Genomic DNA, 21156 nt, shown 5'->3' on the forward strand with positions numbered 1-21156 from the left:
GTGACCGTGCTCATCGAACGAGCTGGATGTGTCGGTCGCGAGGACGAGCTCGTCGAGCTCACCTCGCGGCTGGCCCTGGCTCGCACCGAAGGCTCCGCCGCCGTCCTGGTCCTCGGGGACCCGGGGCTGGGGAAGACCGCGCTGCTCCGCGGTCTGGCGGACCGGGTCGCCACGCCGGCCCTGAAGGCTCGCGCGGGTGCCTGGGAGCAGGACTGTCCCGGTTCGGTGCTCCGCCAGCTGCTCGGCGGGGCTCCGCCGGCCGACCCGGTCGCCGCGGCCGACGCGCTGATCGCGCGAGCCCTGGCCGATGGTGCCGAGGAGTCCGGTCTGGTCCTGGTCGACGACGCCGACCTCGCCGACACGCTCTCGCTGCAGGCGATCGCCTCAGCGCTGCGCCGACACCGCGGCGCCCCCGTGCTGGTGGTGCTGGCGGCCACTCGCAGCACCCCGTTCCTCGGCGAGATCGCCGCCGAGACCGTACGCATCGAGGGGCTGGACGCGGCCGCGGTCGGCGAGCTCGCCGCCCTGCGCGGACGGGTCCTGCACCCGGCGATGGCCGAGGTCCTCGCCCGCCACACGGCCGGCAGTCCGCGCGACGCGGTCGCCCTGCTCGACGAGCTCCCGCCGAGCCGCTGGGCTCGGCCGGACACCCAGCTGCCCGCCCCTGTCCACGTACGCGACGAGGTCCAGCTCGCGCTCGCCGGCTGCGGTGCCGACGGGCGTGCGCTCGCCGAGGCCTTCGCGATCCTGGGGGAGTACGCATCCCTGGGGCAGGCCGCTGCCCTCGCCGGGCTCGAGGACCCGCTGTCCGCCGTCGACGCCCTGGTCGCGGCCGGCCTCGTCGAGACGACCCGCGACCACCGCCCCCGCTGGCGTACGCCGCTGGTCGGTGTCGCCGTGCTCGGCACGATGGGCGCGCGCCGCGCCGCCGACGCGCACCAGCGCGCGGCAGCGATCGTCGACGACGAGGTCCGGCGGGCCCGGCATCTGGTCGCCGCGACCCCGGTGCCCGACGCCGCGCTCGCCGACGAGGTCGCCCGGCTGGCGCAGCGGCGCGGCGACGAGGGCGCCTGGGCGCAGGCCGCTGCGCTCTACCGCGACGCCAGCCGCCTCACCGAGGACCCGGTGCGGCGCGACGACCGGCTGATCCGCTCGGTCGACGCCCTGGTCGCGGCGGGCGACGGCATGGGTGCGGCGGCGCTGGTGCCGGTCGTCGAGAGTCTGCGCGAGACGCCGCTGCGCGACGCGGTGCTCGCCTACCTGGCGATCCTGCGCGGCCGCGCCACCGAGGCCGAGGTGCGGCTCACGCGCGCCTGGGACATCGTCAACGCCGACCGGGAGCCGGAGACTGCCGCCCTGATCGCCACCCGCCACGTGCTGCACTCGTTGGCCCTGTGCCGCGGCGAGGAGCTGGTCACCTGGGCCGACCGGGCGATCTCGCTCGCCGGCCGCGACTCGGCGGCGGGCGTCGAGGCCGCGGCGATCCGCGGGCTGGGGCTGGCGATGTCGGGCCGGTTCGGCGAGGCCCACGAGGCGTACGCCCTGGCCGCCCGCCGCGTCGGTCACGGCGCCCAGACCCAGCGGGTCACGATGGGCCGCGGCTGGCTCGGTGTCCTCACCGACGAGCCCGACGAGAGCCGCAGCCGCCTGGAGGGGGTCACCGACCCGCGGATCCTGGGCGGCTCGACCCGGATCGCGATGTGGGCGCTGGCCTGGCTGGCGCGGGTGCAGTTCCTGACCGGGGAGGGCGACGCCGCCCTGCAGACGGTCGCCGCCGGGCGGGCGCTCGCGACGACGTCGGGCATCGCCCTGGTCACGCCGTTGCTGGAGTGGACCGCCACCGAGACCCACCTGCTGCGCGGGAGCTGGGAGGACGCCGCCCGCACCGCCCGAGCTGCGGAGATCGGCGCCCAGGGCTACGAGATCATGCGGGTCCCCGCCCTGCTGGCCCGCGCTCACATCGCCGAGGCGCGCAGCGACTTCCGTGCCGTGCTCCGTATCCTCGAGCCGCTCACCCAGGCCCCGGCCGGCAGCGCGCTGACCGAGCCGGCGATCTGGCCCTGGGCCGAGACGTACGCCGCCGCCCTCGTCGCGGAGGGCCGCCTGGACGAGGCCGACGAGTTCCTGCGGCCGCACGAGACCCGAGCCCGCGAGGAGGAGCACCGCTCCGCCCAGGCCAGGCTCGCCACCGCTCGCGGGCGCTGGCACGGTGCGCGTGGCGACCTCGCCGGGGTCCGCGACACCTTCGACCGCGCCCTCGAGCTGCTCGACGGGCTGCCGTTGCGCTACGAGCGCGCCCGGATCACCTTCGCCTACGGCCAGGCGCTGCGCCGTGCCGGCCGCCGTCGCGACGCCGAGGCGCTGCTCTCGTCCGCGCGCGACCTGTGGGACGGTCTGGGCGCGTCGATGTACGTCGACGCCACCGAGCGCGAGCTGCGCGCCGGGGGAGTGCGGGCGCCGCGCGGCCAGCGCGGGCCGGCGGACCTGACGCCGCAGGAGGAGACCGTCGCGGAGATGGTCGCCTCGGGCCTCTCCAACCGGGAGGTCGCCGCGCAGCTGTTCGTCTCGCCCAAGACCGTGCAGTACCACCTGACCCGCATCTACGCGAAGCTCGGCGTCCGCAGCCGGACCGAGCTCGCCGCGCTGGCGGCCGAGCCGACGGAGGAGCCATGAGCACCGACCTCGACGTCCGCGACACATCGACAGGCCTGAGGCGAGACCTGGGCCGTCACGAGCTGGTCAACGGCTTCATCGGATTCCTGTTCTCCTGCACCGGGCCGGTCGCGGTGATCCTGGCCGTCGGCCAGGGCGCCGGGCTCTCCGCCGGGGTCGTCGCCTCCTGGGTGAGTGCGGTCTTCTGTCTCAACGGCGTGCTGACGATCGTCGCCTCGCGCTGGAGCCGGCAGCCGCTGGTCTACTTCTGGACCATCCCCGGCACCGTGGTCGTCGGCCAGGCGATGGCCGCCGGCACCACCTGGCCGGAGGCGGTCGGCGGGTTCCTCATGGCCGCGGCGCTGCTGGTCGCGCTGGCCCTGACCCGGCAGGTCGACCGGGTGATGCACCTGCTCCCGATGCCGATCGTGATGGCGATGGTGGCCGGCGTCTTCCTCCGCTTCGGCACCGACCTGGTCCTCGCCGTCGACCGCGACCTGGCGATCGCCGGACCGATGGTGGTCGCCTTCGTCGCCGTCAGCGCGATCCCACGGCTGGCCCGCTGGCTCCCCGCGGTGCTGGTGGCGCTGGCGGTCGGTGCGGTCGCGGTGAGCCTCGCCGACCGGCCCGCCGTCGAGGTCTCCGGCCGCTGGGTGATCGACCCGGTCTGGACCGCACCGACCTTCACCGGGTCGGCCTTCGTCGAGCTCACCATCCCGCTGCTGATCACCGTCCTCGTCGTCCAGAACGGCCAGGGCATGGCCGTCCTGCGCGCCGCCGGCCACGACCCGCGGATGAACCAGGTGACCGGCTGGTGCGGGGTGACCTCGCTGGTCGCGGCCCCGTTCGGCGGGGTCTCCACCTGCCTGGCCGGGCCGACCAACGCCCTGGTCACCGCCTCGGGGGAGCGGCGCCGGCACTATGCCGCGGCGGTGTGGTGCGGCGTACTCGCGATCGGGTTCGGGCTCCTCGCTCCCGGGATGGTCCGGGTCATCACCACCATGCCCGAGGCGTACGTCGCCGCGCTCGGCGGCCTCGCCATGCTCAAGCCGCTCCAGGGTGCCTTTCAGACCGCCTTCAGCGGCCCTCACGTCACCGGCGCGCTGGTCACCTTCCTGGTGACCGTCGCCGACATCACCGTCCTCAACATCGGCTCAGCCTTCTGGGGGCTGGTGGTCGGTGTCGCGGTCAGCGTCCTGCTCGACCGCAACAGCAAGGAGAAGCCATGACCACGACCGACACCACCTACCCCGACGCGACCATGCGCTACGGCGCCACCGCCCGCCAGGTCGCCGACGTCTTCGAGCCGGCGGAGGCGACCGACTCGCTCGTCCTGCTCCTCCACGGCGGGATGTGGCGCGACTCCGACCGGATGCGCACCTGGTCGGCCGGCCGGGCGCTGGCCGAGGCGGGCCACCTGACCGCGACGGTGGAGTACCGGCACGGCTCCGGGCAGTGGCGGCAGGCCTTCGAGGACGTCGAGACCGCGATCGAGTCGATCCAGCTCAGCGGCCGGGAGTGGACCGTCCACAACGACGCGCCCCGCCGGATCACGCTGGTCGGGCATTCCTCCGGCGGCCAGCTCGCCCTGTGGGCGGCCTCGCGTCCGGGCACCCTGGTCACCGGGGTCGTCGCCCTGGCTCCCGCCGCGGCGCTCGCCGCGATGAGCGAAGAGGGCCTCGGTGACGGAGCGGTCGAGGAGTTCCTCGGCGGCACCCCCGCCCGGGCCCCCGAAGCGTACGCCGCCGCCGACCCGCTCGGCCTCCCTCCTCAGATCCCGGTGCGGGTCCTCCACGGCGCCTCCGACACCGTGATCCCGGTCGCGATCTCCGAGCGCTACGCGGCAGCACACCCCGGCGTACGTCTCGAGGTGGTCGACGGCGTCGACCACGCTGCCTGGGGCGACCCGGCCTCGGCGGCCTGGCCGCACCTGGTCACCGCGGTCAGAGAGGGATGAGGGTCGAGGCCAGTCCGAGCAGCGCGCAGACACCGAGGGTGCGCAAGGTGGACCACTTGCGCCAGAACATGAGCGCCATCGCGACCGCCGTGATCGCGAACGCGACCGGGTCCCAGGACGACAGCACAGGGAGGTCGAGGTGGACCGGGCCCCAGGCCAGAGCACGGGAGCGGTCGAACAGGGTGTGCAGCGCGAAGAACAGCGCGAGGTTGGCGATCACGCCGACCACCGCCGCGGTGATGCCGGTGAGCGCCGCGGTGAGGTGGTGGTTGTTCCGGAGCCGCTCGACGTAGGGCGCGCCGAGGAAGATGAACAGGAAGCACGGCACGAAGGTCACCCAGGTCACCAGCAGCGAGGCGATCACGGCAGCGACCCAGGGGTCGAGCGAGCCGGGGTTGCGGTAGGCGCCCACGAAGGCGACGAACTGCACGACCATGATCAGCGGGCCCGGGGTGGTCTCGGCGAGCGCGAGACCGCGGACCATCTCGCCTGCCTTCAACCAGCCGAAGACGTTGACGGCCTGGTGGGCGACGTAGGCCAGAACGGCGTACGCCCCTCCGAAGGTGACGACGGCGGCGCCCGAGAAGAACAGGCCCATGTCCACGAAGACGCTCTCGCGGCTGAACACGATCGCCGCCAGTGCCACCGGAGCGAACCACAGCACCAGTCCGAGGACGAGTATCTTCAGGCCGCGGACCTTCGAGGGGGCGTCGTGGTGCAGCGCGTCGTCGCTGATCAGCGGCGCCGGCCCGTCGTCCGCGCTGCCGTGTCCCTTGCTCTGCACGAAGGCGGGCACCCGGGTGCCGACCAGCCAGCCGAGCAGGCCGGCGACGACGATCACGACGGGGAACGGAATCTTGAAGACGGTCAGCGCCAGGAACGAGGCGACCGCCATCGCCACCAGGATCGGATGGTGCAGGGCTCGCTTGCCGACCCGCTGCACGGCCTGGACCACGATCGCGATGACCGCTGGGGCGAGGCCGGCGAACAGTCCGGTCACGACGGCGGTCGATCCGGCGCCGACGTACAGCGCCGAGAGGGCGAGCAGGGCGACGACGCCGGGGAGCACGAACAGGATCCCGGCGATCAGCCCGCCGAGGGTGCCGTTGAGCAGCCAGCCGATGTAGATGGCCAGCTGCTGGGCCTCGGGACCGGGCAGCAGCATGCAGTAGTTCAGCGCGTGCAGGAATCGCTGCTGGCCGATCCAGCGCTTCTCGTCGACCAGCTTGTGCTGCATGACCGCGATCTGGCCGGCGGGTCCGCCGAAGGTCTGCAAGGAGATCGAGAACCAGGCGTGGGTCGCCTCCCGCAGCGGGATCACGTCACGGTTGCGGGTCTTCTCGGAGGTCATGGTGGTCCGTTCCGGTGATTGGGGGGTCTGTTGCTCAGCGATGCGGGACGACGACGTCGTCGGCACGGTCGCCGGCGTCGGGGTAGAGGGCCAGGACCAGGAGTATGCCGACAACCAGCCCACCGAGCTGGGCGAGGACGAACGGCGCGACCGAGCCCGGCGCGATGCCGGCGAAGGTGTCGGAGAAGACCCGGCCGATCGTGACAGCAGGGTTGGCGAACGAGGTGGAGCTGGTGAACCAGTAGGCCGCGCCGATGTAGCCGCCGACTGCGGGCGCCGCGAGGGCGCCGCGGTCGCTGCGTACGAGGGCGAAGATCAGCGCGACCAGGCCCGCGGTGGCGACGATCTCGGCCACGAGGTGACCGCCGGTGGCGCGGTCCTTGGTCGAGATCGCCTGGTCGACGTCGAACATGACGTTGGCGAGCAACGAACCCCCGATCGCTCCGAGGATCTGGGCGACCGCGTAGGCGCCGACCTCGGCGAGCGAGAGCCCCTTGCCGGCGCGGCGGCCGAGGAACCAGTCGGCGAGCGAGACGACCGGGTTGAAGTGTGCGCCGGAGACCGGGCCGAACATGAGGATCAGCGCGGCCAGCCCGAAGACGGTCGCCATCGAGTTCTCCAGGAGCTGCAGGCCGGTGTCGTCGGGGGAGAGCTGCTGCGCGGCGATGCCGGAGCCGACGACGACGGCGACGAGCAGCGCACTGCCCAGGAACTCGGCCAGCAGGCGGCGCGGAAGAGAAGAGGTCACCCCGGCATTCTTGACTTCCGGAGATTACTCAGTCAATATTGAGTCAATGGAGGTTGAAAGACAGGCCGAGCTGGAACGCCGGGCCAAGATACATGCCGCGCTCGGCGATCCTGTGCGGCTTCGCATCGTCGACAGCCTCCAGACGAGTGATGCCTCCCCCACAGAGCTCGCCGGGATGTTGTCCGTCCCGTCGAACTTGTTTGCTCATCATGTGCAGACCTTGATGAGCGCAGGCGTCGTGTCCCGTCATCGTTCCGAGGGCGACGGGAGACGCACGTACCTGCACCTCGAGCAGGACACGCTCGAGAGCCTGGGCACCGCGTCCCCCGTGGCGGTGCCCAGGCGTGTCCTGTTCGTCTGCACGGGCAACTCGGCGCGGTCCCATCTGGCCGCCGCGCTGTGGCGCCAGGTCAGCACGATCCCGGCCGCATCGGCCGGCACTCATCCCGCCGATCGCATCAATCCGGGGACGGTCGACGCCGCTGCTCGCCATCACCTGGACCTTCCGATCATCGAGCCCGCTCGGATGGACGACGTGCTCGCTCCCGAGGACCTGGTGGTCACCGTCTGCGACCGGGCGCACGAGACGGCGAAGGTCCCCGGTGAGCTGCACTGGTCGATCCCCGACCCGGTGGACAAGGGCCCCGAAGCCTTCGACGCCGCCTACCTCGAGCTGGAGCGCCGGGTCAGGGCCCTCGCCTCCCGCTTCGACTCCTGATCCCTGCTCGTCCCCACACCCCACCCGCAGGAGAAGCTCCGTTGAACGCTGATCGATCGACCCCCGACCACAAGCCGGCCGTCCTCTTCCTCTGTATCGAGAACGCCGGCCGCTCCCAGATGGCGCTCGGGTTCTTCCAGCACTACGCCGGCGACCAGGCGATCGGCTGGTCCGGCGGCTCTGCGCCGGCAGCGGCGATCAACCCGGTCGCCGTCGAGGTCATGTCCGAGCTCGGGATCGACATCTCCGGCGAGTTCCCCAAGCCCTGGACCGACGAGGTCGTACGCAGCGCCGACGCCGTCATCACCATGGGCTGCGGTGACGCCTGCCCGTACTACCCGGGCAAGCGCTACGAGGACTGGAAGGTCACCGACCCCAAGGGCGGTGGCATCGACCACGTACGCGGCATCCGGGACGAGATCGAGCAGCGGGTGCTCGGCCTGCTCGACGAGCTCGGCGTGACCCCTGCCCGCTCCGTCACGAGAGAGTGATCGGCGCCCGGGTGATCGTGAACAGCTCCTCGCTCGGAGCCGCCGGGCCGCAGCAGCCGCCACCGCTCTTCGTGCTGTCCGGGTCGTCGAAGACCCCGGCGCCGCCGCAGACCCCGGTGTCGGGGAGCTCCAGCTCGATGCGGGCTGCCGCGTCGTGGTCGCCGGCGAGCTCGGCCACCACGCTGCGTACCTGCTCGTAGCCGGTCATCGCCAGGAACGTCGGCGCACGGCCGTAGGACTTCATCCCCACCAGGTAGAGGTCGGGCTCGGGCTGGGCGAGGTCCTTGGCCCCGGTCGCGCTGACCGAGCCGCAGGAGTGGAGGTTGGGGTCGATCTGGACCGCGATGTTGCGCGGCGCCTCCAGCGTCGGGTCGAGGTCGAGCCGCATCTCGCTCAGGAAGCCGAGGTCGGGGCGGTAGCCCGTCAGGACGACCACCTGGTCGGCCTCGATCACGCGGCCGTCCTCGGCGGTGACCGCGGCGCCGTCGACGCGCCCGGTGATCTGCTCCGTGCGGAATCCGGTGACCAGCTCGACGGTGCCGTCCTGGACCGCCTTCTTCGCACGTACGCCGAGGGCGCCCCGCTCCGGGAGCTCGTCGGCCTCGCCGCCGCCGAAGGTGTTGGTCGAGACCGCGCGGCGGATCGCCCAGGTGACCTTGGTTCCGGGGTGGTCCTTGGCGATGGCGGTGAGCTCGTTGACGGCGTTGAAGGCGGAGTCACCCGCGCCGATCACGACCGTGTGCCTGGCGGCGTAGGTCGTGGCGTCGGCCCGGTCGGGAACCGCGTAGGTGACCGTGCCGGCCGCGTGGGCGGCGCGTTCGCCGAGCGCGGGAAGCCCGTCGGCCCCGGCCGGGTTGGGCCGGCGCCAGGTGCCGGAGGCGTCGATGACCGCCTGCGCCTCGATGCGCCCCTCGGAGCCGTCGGCACTGGTCACGTGGAGGACGAACGGCTGCTCGGCGCGGTCCGCGTCGACCAGCCGGTCACGCCCCTTGCGGGAGACTCCGGTGACCGTCGCGCCGTAGCGGACGTGTGCTCCGAGAGCGTCGGCGAGCGGGACGAGGTAGCGCTCGCGCCACTGCGCCCCGGTGGGATAGCCCGTCTCCGGCGCCTCCCAGCCGGTCGGCTCGAGGAGCCGGGCGGCGGCCTTGTCGACGAGCTCGGGCCAGGCCGAGAAGAGACGTACGTGGCCCCACTCCGCGACGGCCGCGGCAGGCTCACGCCCCTGCTCGAGCACGAGCGGGGTGAGGCCGCGCTCGAGCAGATGGGCGGCGGCCGCGAGGCCCTGGGGTCCGGCGCCGATGACGGCAACAGGCAGGTCGGTCATGATGCTCCTCAGATTCAAGAACGTCGATATGTCGGCGACCCTAGGTGACATATCGACGTTCGTCAATCTAATTCGCTACACTTCCTGCCATGACCGTCCTCCCCGTGCTCCCCTCCGCTGCCCTCGCGTGCTGCTCGCCCGTGACCGCAGGGGTTCTCGCCGACGACCAGGCCGAGGTGTTGGCGCGGATGTTCAAGGCGCTCGGTGATGCCAACCGGGTCAAGCTGCTCTCGATCATCGCCGCCTCCGAGGGTCAGGAGGCGTGCGTCTGTGACCTGATCGAGCCGGTCGGGCTGTCTCAGCCGACGGTCTCCCATCACATGAAGCTGCTCGTCGAGGCCGGACTGGTCACCCGCGAGCAGCGCGGCCGGTGGGCCTACTTCTCGATCGTTCCCGGTGTCCTCGACTCGCTCGCGGGTGCCCTCGTCTCCGTCAGTCCGTAGCGAACCGGTTGAGGCGGTACGCCCTTCCTGACTGCGTCCGCGACATGACGGGACTCGTCAGGAGCAGGGTGAGTGGGAGTCGGCGACCCGGCTGTGAAGGCTTCAGGTGCCTTTTCAGGGAGGTCAGCCGAGGTGTGGGGGTCGCGCTGCCGCTTGGCTGATCCCGTGGACCGCGGCGCGGATCCGTTCGGCCGCCGTGTCTGGGTCGGGCTGACCGCTGTCCAGCCAGGCGATGACCGCATCGGTGGTCATGGTCGGGATCAGCTGTGCTGCCCAGTCCAGCCAGGGCCCTGCTGGGATCTGCTTGGCGAGGTTGGAGCGGGCCACTGTCACCGCGGCGGCAGAGAGGCTGTCGGTCAGATCCTGGAATTCGCGCTCGCGCGTGGCGAAGCGGAAGAGCAGTCGAAACGCGTCCGGATCCTCGGCGGCTGCCCTGAGCAGCGCCGGGATCGCGTCGTCCTCGAAGTCGTCGGTGCCCACCTGCTCGGAGAGGCGTGCGCAGGCCTGGTCCAGGATCGTCCGATAGAGCTCGGCCTTGGAGTCGAAGTGCCGGTAGAGCACGACACGCGTGATGCCGGCTTCGTCGGCGATCTCATCGAGGCCGGTGTCGGCGAAGCCGTGCCTGGCGAAGGCGCGCGTCGCGGCCGCCAGGATCTGCGCTCGTCGTTCTGCGCGCGGCAACCGGGTCTTGGCTGCGGGCTGGGGCATGTTGCTCTTCCTCTCTTGTATAACTCAAAGTTTACATCTACGGTTGTATACATGCGAGTAAACATAAGCCGAGAGGCCCGTGCGCGGGTTGACGTCAGCGGACTGACGAAGCACTACGGAGGGATCGCGGCGGTCGATGACCTGAGCTTCACTGTCGAGCCTGGATCGGTGACGGGCTTCCTCGGTCCCAACGGCGCCGGCAAGACCACTACCCTGCGGATGATCCTGGGTCTGGTTCGCCCGGATCGTGGGGGAGCGACCATCGGCGGGATCGAGTACGCCGATCTGGCGACGCCCCTCGAGGTCGTCGGTGCGGCTCTCGAGGCCACCGGGTTCCACCCTGGGCGTACCGGCCTCGACCATCTCCGGATCTACGCGGCGGCGGCATCCTTGCCCTCGTCGCGGGCCGCTCGGGTGCTGGGCCAGGTCGGACTCGCCGATGCCGCCGGCCGCAAGGTCGGCGGATACTCGCTCGGCATGCGGCAGCGCCTCGCGCTCGCCGCCGCGCTTCTCGGTGATCCCGACGTCCTCATCCTCGATGAGCCGGCCAATGGCCTCGACCCTGAAGGCATCGTCTGGTTGCGCCGGTTCCTCAAGGAGTACGCCGACGCCGGACGGAGCGTGCTCGTCTCCAGTCATGTTCTGACCGAGATGCAGCAGCTGGTCGACCGCGTCGTGATCCTCCATCGTGGCCGCCTGGTCCGCCAGGCGACGCTCAAGGAGCTCTCCGGCGACCACGGTGACCTCGAGACCGCCTTCTTCGAGCTCACCACCACCCCGGAGGCCCAGGCATGAGACCGCTCGTCACCTCGGAGATCCGCAAGCTGTTCTCCACCAGGCTCTGGCTCTGGTTGCTCCTGGCCGCGATGGCACTGACCGCCCTCTATGCGGCCCTGCTGATCGGGTTCAGTGACGACCCTGACACCATGACGGCGCCGCTGGACAGTGCTGTCGGCCAACAGACCCTCTTCGCAGTGGCTTCAGGCGGCGCGAACACGCTCGTCGCCGTCCTGGCGGCGATCGGGGTCACCGGAGAATTCCGCCACCGCACCGCGACCGCGACGTTCCTCGCGACGCCTCGCCGCTGGAGAGTGGTCGCCGCCAAGCTGGCCGTCTACGCCGTGGTCGGGGCCGGATACGCAGTCATGTGCCTGCTGGTCGTCGCCTTGATCGCCTGGCCTTGGCTCGGCGCCAAGGGCATCGACGTGGCCCCCCTCGGCAACGCGCTCCCCGGCACGTACGCAGGCGTCGTCGCCGACGTGACGATCTTCGCCGTGCTGGGCGTCGGTCTGGGGGCACTGGTGCGCAACCAGGTTGCCGCCGTGGTCGGCCTTCTCGTCTACCGGTTCGTGGCCGAGCCCATCGTCACCGCCGTGCCGGCGCTGTCCGACTGGACCGCCTATCTCCCCGGATCGGCGTCTGCAGCGCTCACCCAGGTCTCGCTCAGCACCCAGGACTACCTCGATCCTTGGCTGGGCGGCCTCGTGCTCGCGGGGTACGGGCTGCTTCTCGCCGTCGTCGGCTCCCGTGTCTCCGTGGGCAGAGACGTCACCTGACCGGGCCTACCGGGTCGCGGCGGCGATGACCTCCAGTAGTCGGCGGTGGAGCTCCATGAGCTCGTCGACGCTCATGTCGAGGCGCTCGACGATCGCGGGCGGGATCTTCTCGGCGTCGTCGCGGAGTGCGCGGCCGCGATCGGTCAGCACGACGGCGAGCGAGCGCTCGTCGTGCTTGTTGCGCTCGCGCCGGACGTAGTCCTGGGCCTCGAGGCGTTTGAGCAGGGGGGAGAGGGTGCCGGGGTCGAGCTGGACCTTCCGACCGAGCTCGGAGACCCGCAACGACTCCTCCTCCCAGAGGGCGAGCATGACCAGATACTGCGGATGGGTGAGGCCCATCGGCTCGAGCAGCGGTCGGTAGAGGGCGATGACGCTGCGGGCGGCGACGGCGAGGCCGAAGCAGACCTGCTGATCGAGGGCCAGCGGGTTCTCGATCCCCGAGAGTGAGTCCTTCTTCGTCGACATGTGAGTTAGCGTACCAATAATTGGTGCACAAACCATTTGTCTGGTAAGTATTGTATCGTGAACGAGCAGCAGCGACGACCGCGACACCTGATGGACCCGGACAACCCGATCCGGCCCGTCAACGACAAGTCGCTCACCCACGTGAAGCAGTGGGTCGCCTCCGTCCTCGTCGTCTTCACCGTCGCCCACCTGGTGGTGGGGCTGGTCATCGGGGCGGTGGCGATCGACCCGGTCTACCAGAGCTCCCGCATCGGGCTGTGCGTCATCGCGGCGGGCTTCGGGGTGCTCGGTCTGGCCGGAGGGTTCCTCATCCACCGGCGCAACCCGCTCACGCCGTGGCTCGTCCTCGGTCTCCTGCCCTCGGCGGTCGGGCTCTGGCTCGTGCTGCGCTGAGGACGGCGCCCCCAGGGGAGCGCCGTCCTCGTCAGCGGTGAGGGTGGCTGGTCAGAACAGGTCCGGCACGGTCCAGCCGTCGAGGTCGTACTCGGCCAGGAACTCGTCGGCGAAGCCCTTCATCGCGTCCGCCCCGCCGCGGTTCTGGGCGGCGAAGAGGAGCTCGGCCTTCACGTTCTCGTGGTTGCCGGAGTAGTTGCGCTCGTAGAGCTCGTGGCGGCCGCCGAACTCGGAGCCGATCGAGTCCCACAGCGCCTTCATGACCTTCACCCGGTCGACGGCGGTGATGCCGTTGGAGCCACGGACGTACTTGTCCAGGTACGGCCGCACCTCGGGGCTCTTGAAGTCGGCGGCGCCGGAGGGCAGGTAGATCAGCCCGGAGGCGACGTCCTGCTCGATGATCTCCTTGACCCGCGGGTAGCCGTGGATCATGAACATCCGGTACGTCAGGCCGTACTCCAGCTTCGGGATGACCGCGTCGCCGACCCACGGCTCGGGGTCACGGGCCATCGACTCGGTCAGCGACCAGAACAGGTTGCGCCAGCCGATGACCTCGCCCACCCGGGTCTGTACGCCGCGGAAGCCGCCGGAGCCGGTGGCGTCGAGCGCCTTCATCAGCAGGCCGGCGATGAAGTCGAGCTTGACGGCCAGGCGCGTGCAGCCCTGGAAGGTGAACCGCGGCAGGAACCCCGACTGGGGGAAGAACGCGTTGATCCGGTCGACGTCGCCGTACATGAAGACGTTCTCCCAGGGCACGAGCACCTTGTCGAAGATGAAGATGGTGTCGTTCTCGTCCATCCGGCTCGACAGCGGGTAGTCGAACGGCTCGCCGTTCCTGGCGGCCTGCTCGGTGTAGGAGGAACGGCAGATCAGCTTGATCCCGGGGGCGTCCATCGGAACGGTGCAGATCAGCGCGAACTGCTTCTTGCGGATCGGCAGGCCGTAGTGGGCGATGAAGTTGTAGTTGGTGATCGCCGATCCCGTCGCGACGACCTTCGCGCCGGAGACGATCAGGCCGGCGTCGGTCTCCTTCTCGACCTTCATGTAGACGTCGCCCACCTCGTCCGGCGGCAGCTGGCGGTCGACCGGCGGGTTGATGATGGCGTGGTTCCAGTAGAGGACCTTCTCCTGGGACTCGCGATACCAGCGCTCGGCGTTGTCCTGGAAGGGGGCGTACAGCTCCTTGTTGGCGTGCAGGGTGCCGAGGAAGCTGGCCTTGTAGTCGGGGGAGCGGCCCATCCAGCCGTACGTCATCTTCGCCCAGCGCGCGATCGCGTCGCGCTCCTTGAGCAGGTCGGCCGAGGAGGTCGGGGTCTTGAAGAACGGCATCGTGACGCCGCCGTTGCCGGTGTCGGTCGGCACGGTGAGCTCGTCGACGTGCGGGCCGGTGTGGAGAGCGTCGTAGAGGCGCGCGGTCATCCGCACCGGGTTGCGGAAGGCCGGGTGGGTGGTGACGTCCTCGACCCGCTCGCCGTGCAGGTAGATCTCGCGGCCGTCGCGCAGGCTCTCGATGTACTCGTCGCCGGTCATCGGCCGGGAGGCGAAGTTGGTCTGCTTGTTGGCCGGCGACTCGGCGGCCGGGTTGACGGTCGGCGGACCGTCGGTCTGGGACTCGGGGGCGAGGGTGTCGGTCATGGTGTCTCTCCTTGGTCTGGTTGTTCGGTTTGGCGTCAGTAGTGGGTGGACCGCGGGATCGCGGGGGCCTCGACGGCGGTGAACGACGTGGTCGCGTCGAACCAGCCGGTGTGCGGGTCGTCCTGGCAGCCGAGCCAGACGACCTCGGAGGACGGGTTGCCGATGTGGTGGAAGGCGCTGTCGTGGAAGAGCAGCGGCTTGCGGTCGGTGGTGATCACCTCGACGACCTCCCCGAGGAACAGCAGGTGGTCCCCGCCGTCGTCGGTACGCCACGGGCGGCACACCAGCGTCGCGGCCGTCCCGCCGAGCCGCGGTGCCGTCGAGCCCTCGCGCCAGGGAAGCGGGTCGCCGCACGGGCGTCCGGCGAAGTGCATCGCGACATCGCTCTGGTCGGCCGCGAGCACGTTGACCGCGAAGGCCGAGCCCTCGAGATAGGCGGCCGCCTTGGACGTACGCGTCAGGGCGACCTGCACCAGCGGCGGGTCGAGCGAGATCGGGGTGAAGGCCGTGACCGTGGCGCCGTGGTGGGCGCCGTCGGGGGTGCGGCAGGTGATCACGGTGACGCCGGTCGCGAAGCGGCCGAAGGTCGACCGCAGGGTGCGTGGGTCCATGGAGCTCCTCCTTCGTCGGGCCGCAGGATGTGTGGCGGCGGTCACGTCGGAGGACGACGGTAGGTCTGGATCGCAAGGGCGGCGATCCGCTGGGCGAAGGGGTTGTCCGGATTGCGCACCCGGTTTCCAGACGCTCTCGGCGGGAGGCCGATGCGCTGTTAATGTGAACGACGTCACTAGGGGGTGGCAGATGAGCGTGACCGGCACTCTCACCGTTTCGTCGGGGTCGTCGGGGTCGTCGGGGTCGTCCGGCGACATGGAGACCTTCTCCGACGAGGTCTCCCAGGCCTACTTCCCGCATGCCCTGACCATGCGCGGCCGCCCGGCTCGCCCGGCCGAGCTGCGCGCGGTCGACCTCGGTCCGGTCCGGTTGACCCGGATCGGCTGGGGCGCGGAGGTGTCGGTGGAGTCCGACCACCCGGGGGCCTGGGCGGTCAACGTCCCGCGCAGCGGCGTCCTCGAGGCCAACGTCGGTGGCGCCCACGTGCTCTCCCTCGACGGTCAGGCGACCGTGTGTCCTCCCGACCGTCCGACCAAGATGACGCGCTGGTCGGCCGACTGCTCGATCGTCGGGATGCGGGTCGACCGCGACTACCTGGTCGAGGAGGTCGCCGCCCTGGTCGGCCTGCACACCGACCGGCTGCCCGCCCAGCTCGACCTGCGCGCCGACGGCGCCCGTGCCTGGATCGGCCTGCTGGGCTCACTCGGCACCGAGGCGATGCGCAACCCGGCGCTGGTGGGCGACGAGCGCGTACGTCACCGGCTGGCCGGGACGCTCACCGCGGCCTTCGTCGCGGCCTGCTTCCCCGAGGAGCCCGCCGTCGGCTCCGTCCAGCCCCGCATCGTCTCCCGGGTCGTGGAGGCCATGGAGGCCGACCCGGCCAGGGAGTGGACCGTCTCCGACCTGGCCCGCGAGGCCGACGTCGGCATTCGCCGACTCCAGCAGGGCTTCCAACGCTACCTCGGCCGCACCCCGACCCAGCGGCTGCAGGAGATCCGCCTCGAACGCGTCCACGCCGATCTCATCGCCAGCCGCGGCGACACCGTCGCCGAGGTCGCCTACCGCTGGGGCTTCACCCACCTCGGCCGCTTCGCCGCCGCCTACCGGCAGGCCTACGGCGTCGCCCCGTCACAGACGCTGCGTTGCCGCTAGCGCCCCGCCCGCCGAGTCGGCTAGGTGTTGCTGAGGCCGGCCAGGATGGTGAGCGCGCGGGCGAGCAGGGGGCTCTCGTCTCCGGCGCGGGTGGCGGCGACGAGCTCGACGCCGGGGGTGCCGGCCAAGGGGACGTAGACGACGTTGGGTACGGCCAGGGCAGCGGTCGGCTCGGGGACGATCGCGACGCCGAGGCCGGCGGCCACGAAGGTGACCAGGGTGGAGGTCTCGGCGACCTCGTGGGCGATGTGGGTGCTGATCCCGGCCTCGTCGAAGAGGTTCTGGATCATCGCGTTCATCGCCGAGCGGCCGCTGCCGGCGTGGATGACGAGGCCCTCGCCGTCGAGATCGGTGACACGTACGCGACGACGGGCGGCGAACCGGTGATCCTTCGGCATCGCCACCAGCAGGTCCTCCTGGCGCAGGTGGGTGATCGCCAGGCCGGGAGAGTCGGGGAGCGGACGGAGCAGGCCGAGGTCGAGGGTGCCGTCGACGAGCGCCGCGGCCTGGTCCGGCGAGAGCATCTCGCCCCGGAAGCCGAACTCCACCTCGGGCAGCTCCGCGCGCAGGGTGCGCGCGAGGGCAGGGAGCAGTGAGTACGTCGCCGACCCGACGCACCCGATCAGCAGCCGCCCGCGCCGACCGGAGGCGATGCTCGCGGCCTCGCGCGCGGCGGCGTCGACGGCGCCGAGGATCTCCCGCGCCCGTTCCAGGTACGCAGCCCCGGCCGGCGTCAGGTCGACTCGTCTCGTCGTCCTGGTGAGCAGGGTCAGCCCCAGCTCGGCCTCGAGCTGGCGGATCTGCTGCGACAGCGGCGGCTGCGCCATGTGGAGCCGCTGCGCCGCCCGCCCGAAGTGGCGCTCCTCGGCGACGGCGACGAAGTAGCGAAGATGGCGCAGCTCCATGCACTCATACTCGCAGAGTCTCAGTCTGGCGTCAGTGATCTGTCTGCCGAGGCGTCGCCCCGGTCGGCCGAGGCGTCACGTACGTCGGCCGAGCCGGCACGGAACTGCCAACTCGGCCGACGCAACTGACGTCTCGGGCGACGCGGCTGACGTCTCGGGCGACGCGGCTGACGTCTCGGGCGACGCGGCTGACGCCTCGGGCGACGCGGCTGACGCCTCGGGCGACGCGGCTGACGTCTCGGCTCAGCCCGGCAGCGAGTCGCCCTGGACTGCTTGGATGTCCAGCTCGATCTTGAGCGTCGTACCGATGGCGGCGATGCCGGCGGCGACGGCCTGGTTGTAGTTCATCGCGAAGTCCTCGCGCCGCAGCTGGGCGGTCGCACGGAAGGCGGCGCGGGTGCCGCCCCAGGCGTCCGGTCCGGTGCCGAGGTAGGCGACGTCGAGGCCGACAGGGCGGGTCTGGCCGTGCATCGTGAGGTCACCGTGGACGGTCCAGCGGTCCGCGCCGGCGGGGGTGAGGCCGGTGGAACGGTAGACGATCTCGGGGAACGCGTCGACGTCGAGGAAGTCGCCGCTGCGGAGGTGGTCGTCGCGCATCCGGTTGCCGGTGTCGATCGAGGCGGCGCGGATGACCGCCTCGACGCGGGACTTCTCCAGATGATCGGGCGCGACCTCGACGACGCCGGAGAAGTCGGTGAACCGGCCGCGCACGCTCGAGATGCCCAGGTGCTGCGCGACCGCGCCGACGCTCGAGTGGGCGGGATCGATGGTCCACGGGCCGGGAGGCGGCAGCGAGGTGTCACCCTGACGGGTCAGCGTGACGGTCCCGAGGGAAGCGAGACCGGAGCCGGTCACCAGCACGGTCGCCGCGGTGGGGGACCAGCCGATGGCAGTGACGATCGCGACGTACGGCCCGGGGGCGAGGACGGTGTCGTCGGTGACGACACCGTCCTCGTCGGCCTCGGCGCGCAGCACCTGACCGCCGGCCGTGTCGGTGAGGGTGAGGACCGCGTGCGCCACGGGCCAGCCGTCGCTGGTGCGGATCTGTGCGGTCAGTGCCATCGCCGATCAGTCCTCGGGGTGGGCGAGGACGATCTCGTGGCTGTCGACACCGTGGCCGGTGAGGCTCACGGCACCGGCCACCGGCGGATAGCTGGTCGCCAGGACGGTGTAGTCGCCGCTGTCGAGATCGGCGAAGGCGTACGCCCCGTCCGGGCCGGTCGTCGCGGTCCCGGCCACGTTGCCGGCGGCGTCGACCAGCGTCACCCGGGCGTCGGCGAGCGGCCCGAAAGCGGCTCGGACGACGCCGGTCAGCCGGGCGCCGGTGACCATCTCCACCTCGATCCGGGTCACCCCGGTGGCACCGATCTCGATCGGCACCGCGTGCGGGCGGAAGCCCTCGGCGTTGACCGCGACCGTCGCCGGCCCCGGGACCAGCTCGTCGATGAAGAAGGTGCCGTCCGCGACGGTGGTGCCGGTGGCGAGCAGGTCGCCGCGTACGTCGGTCACGATCACCATCGCGTCCTTGATCGGCGCACCGTCCTCGCCGCCGCGCACGATGCCCTTGAGGCCGGTGGTGCCGCTGAGCAGGAGGTCGTACGCCACCGGCTCACCGCCCACGACCACCGTGGAGGCCTGCGGCTGGAAGCCGTCGGCCGAGGCGATGAGGACGTACGTCCCCGAGCCGGGCGCGTCCACCGAGTAGGAGCCGTCGGCGTGGGCGACCGAGCGGCCGAGCTGACGCCCGGAGAGCGAGATCAGCGTGACCGCGGCGTGCGGGACCGGGATGTTCCCGGACCCGCGGACGGCCCCGTGCAGCGGGATCCCGGTGGAGACCGGCGTGGAGGCGGGCGCCGCGTGCTGCTCCGGCACCCCGGCGACACCTTCGGCGACCGCGGCCGGCCCGTCGACCGAGGCAGCCTCCTCGGCGGCCTGGGCGAGCCCGCCCTTGGTCTTCAGCGGCACCTCCTTGATGAACACCACGAACAGCAGCGCGATCACGGCTGCGCCGGCGGCGACCAGGAAGATGTCGGCGATGCCGTGGCCGTAGGCACTCTCCAGCACCGTCCGCAGCGGCTCGGGCACCTTGTCCATGTCCGGGATCTCTCCCGAGGTGCCCTGGGCGAGCGTGGCATAGCGCGGGCCGAGGTCCGCGAGACCGTCCGAGACGTAGTCGGTGACCCGGTGGGCCATCAGCGCGCCGAGCGCGGAGACGCCCATCGCGCCGCCGAGGCTGCGGAAGAAGGTCACCATGGAGCTGGCCGCACCGAGGTCGGCGGGGGCGACCTGGTTCTGGGTGGAGAGGACCAGGTTCTGCATCGTCATGCCGACGCCGAGGCCGAGGACGGCCATGAAGACGGCGACGTGCCAGTACTCGGTGTCGTAGCGGATCGTGCCGAGCAGACCCAGCCCGCCGACGATGAGGAGGGCGCCGACGACCAGCCAGGCCTTCCACCTCCCGGTGCGGGTGATGACCTGACCGGAGATGGTCGAGGAGAGGAACAGTCCGGCGATCATCGGGATCGTCATCACGCCGGCCATCGTCGGCGACTCGCCGCGAGCCAGCTGGAAGTACTGGCTGAAGAAGATCGTGCCGGCGAACATCGCCACGCCGACGAAGAGCGAGGCGAGCGAGGAGAGCGTGATCGTGCGGTTGGCGAAGAGGCGCAGCGGGATGATCGGCTCCTTGGCCCGGGACTCGACGAGCACGAAGATCAGCAGGAGCAGCACGGAGCCGCCGACCATGGCCGCGGTCTCCCAGGAGGCCCAGTCGTACTTGTCGCCGGCGAAGGTGACCCAGATGAGCAGCAGGGAGACGCCGGCGGCCATGAAGAACGCGCCGGCCCAGTCGACCTTGACGCCCTCGCGCCTGATGACGGGCAGGTGCAGGGTCTTCTGCAGGACGATGAACGCGATGACCGCGAACGGGATGCCGACGTAGAAGCACCAGCGCCAGCCGAGCGAGTCGGCGTCGGTGATGACGCCGCCGATCAGCGGGCCGCCGACGGTGGCGACCGCGAAGACGGCGCCGAGGTAGCCCGAGTAGCGGCCACGCTCGCGCGGCGAGATCATCGCCGCCATGATGATCTGGGCGAGTGCGGTCAGGCCGCCCATGCCGATGCCCTGGACCGCGCGGGCGGCGATCAGCTCGCCCGGGTTCTGGGCCAGGCCGGCGACGGCCGAGGCCGCCACGAACAGGACCAGCGCGATCTGCATGAGCAGCTTCTTGCTGAACAGGTCGGCCATCTTGCCCCACAGCGGGGTGGTGGCCGTCATGGTCAGCAGGGAGGCCGTGACCACCCAGGTGTAGGCCGACTGCCCGCCGCCGATGTCGGCGATGATCTCCGGCAGGGCGTTGGAGACGATCGTGGAGGAGATCATCGCCACGAACATGCCGAGCAGCAGGCCCGAGAGCGCCTCCATGATCTCGCGGTGAGACATGTGGAAGCTGTCGCCGGCGCCTCCCGGCGGACCGGCTTGAGTCCGCTCGGCTGTCGTCGTTGCCATGGACTTCCCTTCTGTGTGAGCTCAGCGGGGTTGAGCGAAGTGCTGGTTGCGTACGTGGGTGAGGGGGTGCGCCGGGCAGGCGAGGCTGTCGTGCAGCTTGGCCATCAGCCGGATCAGCTCGTGCACCTCGTCGTCGTCCCAGTCGCTGAGCCGCTCGGCGAGCAGCTCGGTGATGTGGTCGGCGAAGCCGGCGAGCAGGTCGCTCCCGGAGTCGGTCAGACGCAGCAGGCGCGAGCGCCCGTCGGCCGGGTTGGGGGAGCGCTCCAGCCAGCCCTGGTCGGCGAGGTACGACACGTGGCGGCTGGTCACCGAGATGTCGATGGCGAGCAGATCGGTGAGCTCGCTGATCGTCATCTCGCCGTGTCGGCTCAGCAGACCCAGCACGCCCGCGGACCCGGCCGGTAGGTCGGGCGGGAGGCTGCGGGCGAGGCCCTTCTTGACGGCCCCGACCTCGCTGAGTCGATGCATCAGGTCGCGGTAGATCGCCTGCTCCATCATCGCCCCTCTGAATGGTTGACTTTTACAACCTTATGGAGGAT

22 protein-coding genes are annotated in these 21156 nt (G+C 71.1%); 10 read left to right on the forward strand and 12 right to left on the reverse strand.

Annotated features, from left to right (window positions below; genetic code table 11):
• Positions 1-6 precede the first annotated feature (6 nt).
• The 3 genes from ACFVDI_RS10120 to ACFVDI_RS10130 are packed head-to-tail and all read left to right on the forward strand — an operon-like array spanning position 7 to position 4609.
• Complete coding sequence (locus ACFVDI_RS10120; RefSeq protein ID WP_378903759.1) at positions 7-2673, forward strand: LuxR C-terminal-related transcriptional regulator; 2667 nt, start codon at positions 7-9, stop codon at positions 2671-2673.
• Positions 2670-3881, forward strand: a complete 1212-nt coding sequence (locus ACFVDI_RS10125; protein ID WP_378903761.1) for a benzoate/H(+) symporter BenE family transporter — start codon at positions 2670-2672, stop codon at positions 3879-3881. The genes ACFVDI_RS10120 and ACFVDI_RS10125 overlap by 4 nt, the downstream gene beginning before the upstream one ends.
• On the forward strand, positions 3878-4609 hold the full coding sequence (locus tag ACFVDI_RS10130) for an alpha/beta hydrolase family protein (protein WP_378903764.1): 732 nt from the start codon (positions 3878-3880) through the stop codon (positions 4607-4609). Before ACFVDI_RS10125 ends, ACFVDI_RS10130 begins: the two co-directional genes overlap by 4 nt.
• On the opposite strand, the gene chrA is transcribed toward ACFVDI_RS10130, so the two are convergent.
• The 3 genes from chrA to ACFVDI_RS10145 are packed head-to-tail and all read right to left on the reverse strand — an operon-like array spanning position 4596 to position 6919.
• The gene (gene chrA, locus ACFVDI_RS10135) at positions 4596-5960 is read right to left on the reverse strand and encodes a chromate efflux transporter (protein WP_378903767.1); all 1365 of its coding nucleotides are present in this window, start codon (positions 5958-5960) and stop codon (positions 4596-4598) included. The genes ACFVDI_RS10130 and chrA overlap by 14 nt on opposite strands.
• A gap of 34 nt (positions 5961-5994) precedes the next feature.
• The gene (locus tag ACFVDI_RS10140) at positions 5995-6708 is read right to left on the reverse strand and encodes an aquaporin (protein WP_378903770.1); all 714 of its coding nucleotides are present in this window, start codon (positions 6706-6708) and stop codon (positions 5995-5997) included.
• Between the two features lie 43 nt (positions 6709-6751).
• A complete protein-coding gene (locus ACFVDI_RS10145; protein ID WP_378903773.1) occupies positions 6752-6919 on the reverse strand; it encodes a hypothetical protein in 168 nt (55 codons plus the stop codon).
• 27 nt (positions 6920-6946) lie between these two features.
• On the opposite strand from ACFVDI_RS10145, the gene ACFVDI_RS10150 reads away from it, so the two are divergent.
• The gene (locus ACFVDI_RS10150; protein ID WP_378903776.1) at positions 6947-7426 is read left to right on the forward strand and encodes a low molecular weight phosphatase family protein; all 480 of its coding nucleotides are present in this window, start codon (positions 6947-6949) and stop codon (positions 7424-7426) included.
• A 41-nt stretch (positions 7427-7467) separates the two neighbouring features.
• The gene (locus tag ACFVDI_RS10155) at positions 7468-7917 is read left to right on the forward strand and encodes an arsenate reductase ArsC (RefSeq protein WP_378903781.1); all 450 of its coding nucleotides are present in this window, start codon (positions 7468-7470) and stop codon (positions 7915-7917) included.
• Here the strand turns inward: ACFVDI_RS10155 and ACFVDI_RS10160 are convergent.
• Positions 7904-9241, reverse strand: coding sequence for an NAD(P)-binding domain-containing protein (locus tag ACFVDI_RS10160; RefSeq protein WP_378903784.1), 1338 nt, complete (start codon positions 9239-9241; stop codon positions 7904-7906). The genes ACFVDI_RS10155 and ACFVDI_RS10160 overlap by 14 nt on opposite strands.
• Before the next feature lie 89 nt (positions 9242-9330).
• Here ACFVDI_RS10160 and ACFVDI_RS10165 point away from each other — a divergent pair, with 89 nt between their 5' ends.
• A complete protein-coding gene (locus ACFVDI_RS10165) occupies positions 9331-9684 on the forward strand; it encodes an ArsR/SmtB family transcription factor (protein WP_378903787.1) in 354 nt (117 codons plus the stop codon).
• A 123-nt stretch (positions 9685-9807) separates the two neighbouring features.
• Here the strand turns inward: ACFVDI_RS10165 and ACFVDI_RS10170 are convergent, their stop codons facing one another.
• The gene (locus tag ACFVDI_RS10170) at positions 9808-10392 is read right to left on the reverse strand and encodes a TetR/AcrR family transcriptional regulator (protein ID WP_378903790.1); all 585 of its coding nucleotides are present in this window, start codon (positions 10390-10392) and stop codon (positions 9808-9810) included.
• A 51-nt stretch (positions 10393-10443) separates the two neighbouring features.
• On the opposite strand from ACFVDI_RS10170, the gene ACFVDI_RS10175 reads away from it, so the two are divergent.
• Both ACFVDI_RS10175 and ACFVDI_RS10180 read left to right on the forward strand, forming a co-directional pair.
• On the forward strand, positions 10444-11187 hold the full coding sequence (locus ACFVDI_RS10175) for an ABC transporter ATP-binding protein (protein WP_378903793.1): 744 nt from the start codon (positions 10444-10446) through the stop codon (positions 11185-11187).
• Positions 11184-11948 (forward strand): hypothetical protein, encoded by a 765-nt coding sequence (locus ACFVDI_RS10180; protein ID WP_378903796.1) that lies wholly within the window; start codon positions 11184-11186, stop codon positions 11946-11948. The genes ACFVDI_RS10175 and ACFVDI_RS10180 overlap by 4 nt, the downstream gene beginning before the upstream one ends.
• Positions 11949-11954: 6 nt before the next feature.
• Here the strand turns inward: ACFVDI_RS10180 and ACFVDI_RS10185 are convergent, their stop codons facing one another.
• Positions 11955-12413, reverse strand: a complete 459-nt coding sequence (locus tag ACFVDI_RS10185) for a MarR family winged helix-turn-helix transcriptional regulator (RefSeq protein WP_378903799.1) — start codon at positions 12411-12413, stop codon at positions 11955-11957.
• Between the two features lie 57 nt (positions 12414-12470).
• Between ACFVDI_RS10185 and ACFVDI_RS10190 the strand changes: the two genes are divergently transcribed.
• Complete coding sequence (locus ACFVDI_RS10190; protein ID WP_378903802.1) at positions 12471-12806, forward strand: hypothetical protein; 336 nt, start codon at positions 12471-12473, stop codon at positions 12804-12806.
• Positions 12807-12857: 51 nt separating this feature from the next.
• Here ACFVDI_RS10190 and ACFVDI_RS10195 read toward each other — a convergent pair whose 3' ends face one another.
• Both ACFVDI_RS10195 and ACFVDI_RS10200 read right to left on the reverse strand, forming a co-directional pair.
• Entirely contained in the window at positions 12858-14441 is a 1584-nt protein-coding gene (locus tag ACFVDI_RS10195; protein ID WP_378903805.1) for a 4-hydroxyphenylacetate 3-hydroxylase family protein, read from the reverse strand.
• A gap of 35 nt (positions 14442-14476) precedes the next feature.
• On the reverse strand, positions 14477-15052 hold the full coding sequence (locus tag ACFVDI_RS10200; RefSeq protein WP_378903808.1) for a flavin reductase family protein: 576 nt from the start codon (positions 15050-15052) through the stop codon (positions 14477-14479).
• Between the two features lie 190 nt (positions 15053-15242).
• On the opposite strand from ACFVDI_RS10200, the gene ACFVDI_RS10205 reads away from it, so the two are divergent.
• Positions 15243-16205 (forward strand): AraC family transcriptional regulator, encoded by a 963-nt coding sequence (locus tag ACFVDI_RS10205; protein WP_378903811.1) that lies wholly within the window; start codon positions 15243-15245, stop codon positions 16203-16205.
• Positions 16206-16225: 20 nt separating this feature from the next.
• On the opposite strand, the gene ACFVDI_RS10210 is transcribed toward ACFVDI_RS10205, so the two are convergent.
• The 4 genes from ACFVDI_RS10210 to ACFVDI_RS10225 all read right to left on the reverse strand — a co-directional run bounded on the left by ACFVDI_RS10210 (position 16226) and on the right by ACFVDI_RS10225 (position 21112).
• A complete protein-coding gene (locus ACFVDI_RS10210) occupies positions 16226-17110 on the reverse strand; it encodes a LysR family transcriptional regulator (protein ID WP_378903814.1) in 885 nt (294 codons plus the stop codon).
• A 243-nt stretch (positions 17111-17353) separates the two neighbouring features.
• Complete coding sequence (locus tag ACFVDI_RS10215; RefSeq protein WP_378903817.1) at positions 17354-18172, reverse strand: YceI family protein; 819 nt, start codon at positions 18170-18172, stop codon at positions 17354-17356.
• Between the two features lie 6 nt (positions 18173-18178).
• The gene (locus ACFVDI_RS10220; RefSeq protein ID WP_378903820.1) at positions 18179-20617 is read right to left on the reverse strand and encodes an MFS transporter; all 2439 of its coding nucleotides are present in this window, start codon (positions 20615-20617) and stop codon (positions 18179-18181) included.
• 21 nt (positions 20618-20638) lie between these two features.
• Positions 20639-21112 carry a MarR family winged helix-turn-helix transcriptional regulator gene (locus ACFVDI_RS10225; RefSeq protein ID WP_378903822.1) on the reverse strand — a complete coding sequence of 158 codons (474 nt, stop codon included), beginning with the start codon at positions 21110-21112 and terminating at the stop codon, positions 20639-20641.
• Positions 21113-21156: the final 44 nt, after the last annotated feature.

This window comes from Nocardioides sp. NPDC057767 (assembly GCF_042798275.1).
Taxonomy (GTDB): Bacteria; Actinomycetota; Actinomycetes; order Propionibacteriales; family Nocardioidaceae; genus Nocardioides.

Bases quoted from the DNA above. Each gene is read 5' to 3' on its own strand.
- ACFVDI_RS10225 (WP_378903822.1), bottom strand. From the start codon at position 21,112: ATGGAGCAGGCGATCTACCGCGACCTGATGCATCGACTCAGCGAGGTC.
- ACFVDI_RS10125 (WP_378903761.1), top strand. From the start codon at position 2,670: ATGAGCACCGACCTCGACGTCCGCGACACATCGACAGGCCTGAGGCGA.
- ACFVDI_RS10195 (WP_378903805.1), bottom strand. From the start codon at position 14,441: ATGACCGACACCCTCGCCCCCGAGTCCCAGACCGACGGTCCGCCGACC.
- ACFVDI_RS10130 (WP_378903764.1), top strand. From the start codon at position 3,878: ATGACCACGACCGACACCACCTACCCCGACGCGACCATGCGCTACGGC.
- ACFVDI_RS10200 (WP_378903808.1), bottom strand. From the start codon at position 15,052: ATGGACCCACGCACCCTGCGGTCGACCTTCGGCCGCTTCGCGACCGGC.
- chrA (WP_378903767.1), bottom strand. From the start codon at position 5,960: ATGACCTCCGAGAAGACCCGCAACCGTGACGTGATCCCGCTGCGGGAG.
- ACFVDI_RS10165 (WP_378903787.1), top strand. From the start codon at position 9,331: ATGACCGTCCTCCCCGTGCTCCCCTCCGCTGCCCTCGCGTGCTGCTCG.
- ACFVDI_RS10210 (WP_378903814.1), bottom strand. From the start codon at position 17,110: ATGGAGCTGCGCCATCTTCGCTACTTCGTCGCCGTCGCCGAGGAGCGC.
- ACFVDI_RS10175 (WP_378903793.1), top strand. From the start codon at position 10,444: ATGCGAGTAAACATAAGCCGAGAGGCCCGTGCGCGGGTTGACGTCAGC.
- ACFVDI_RS10160 (WP_378903784.1), bottom strand. From the start codon at position 9,241: ATGACCGACCTGCCTGTTGCCGTCATCGGCGCCGGACCCCAGGGCCTC.
- ACFVDI_RS10180 (WP_378903796.1), top strand. From the start codon at position 11,184: ATGAGACCGCTCGTCACCTCGGAGATCCGCAAGCTGTTCTCCACCAGG.
- ACFVDI_RS10205 (WP_378903811.1), top strand. From the start codon at position 15,243: ATGAGCGTGACCGGCACTCTCACCGTTTCGTCGGGGTCGTCGGGGTCG.
- ACFVDI_RS10220 (WP_378903820.1), bottom strand. From the start codon at position 20,617: ATGGCAACGACGACAGCCGAGCGGACTCAAGCCGGTCCGCCGGGAGGC.
- ACFVDI_RS10215 (WP_378903817.1), bottom strand. From the start codon at position 18,172: ATGGCACTGACCGCACAGATCCGCACCAGCGACGGCTGGCCCGTGGCG.
- ACFVDI_RS10170 (WP_378903790.1), bottom strand. From the start codon at position 10,392: ATGCCCCAGCCCGCAGCCAAGACCCGGTTGCCGCGCGCAGAACGACGA.
- ACFVDI_RS10185 (WP_378903799.1), bottom strand. From the start codon at position 12,413: ATGTCGACGAAGAAGGACTCACTCTCGGGGATCGAGAACCCGCTGGCC.
- ACFVDI_RS10145 (WP_378903773.1), bottom strand. From the start codon at position 6,919: ATGATGAGCAAACAAGTTCGACGGGACGGACAACATCCCGGCGAGCTC.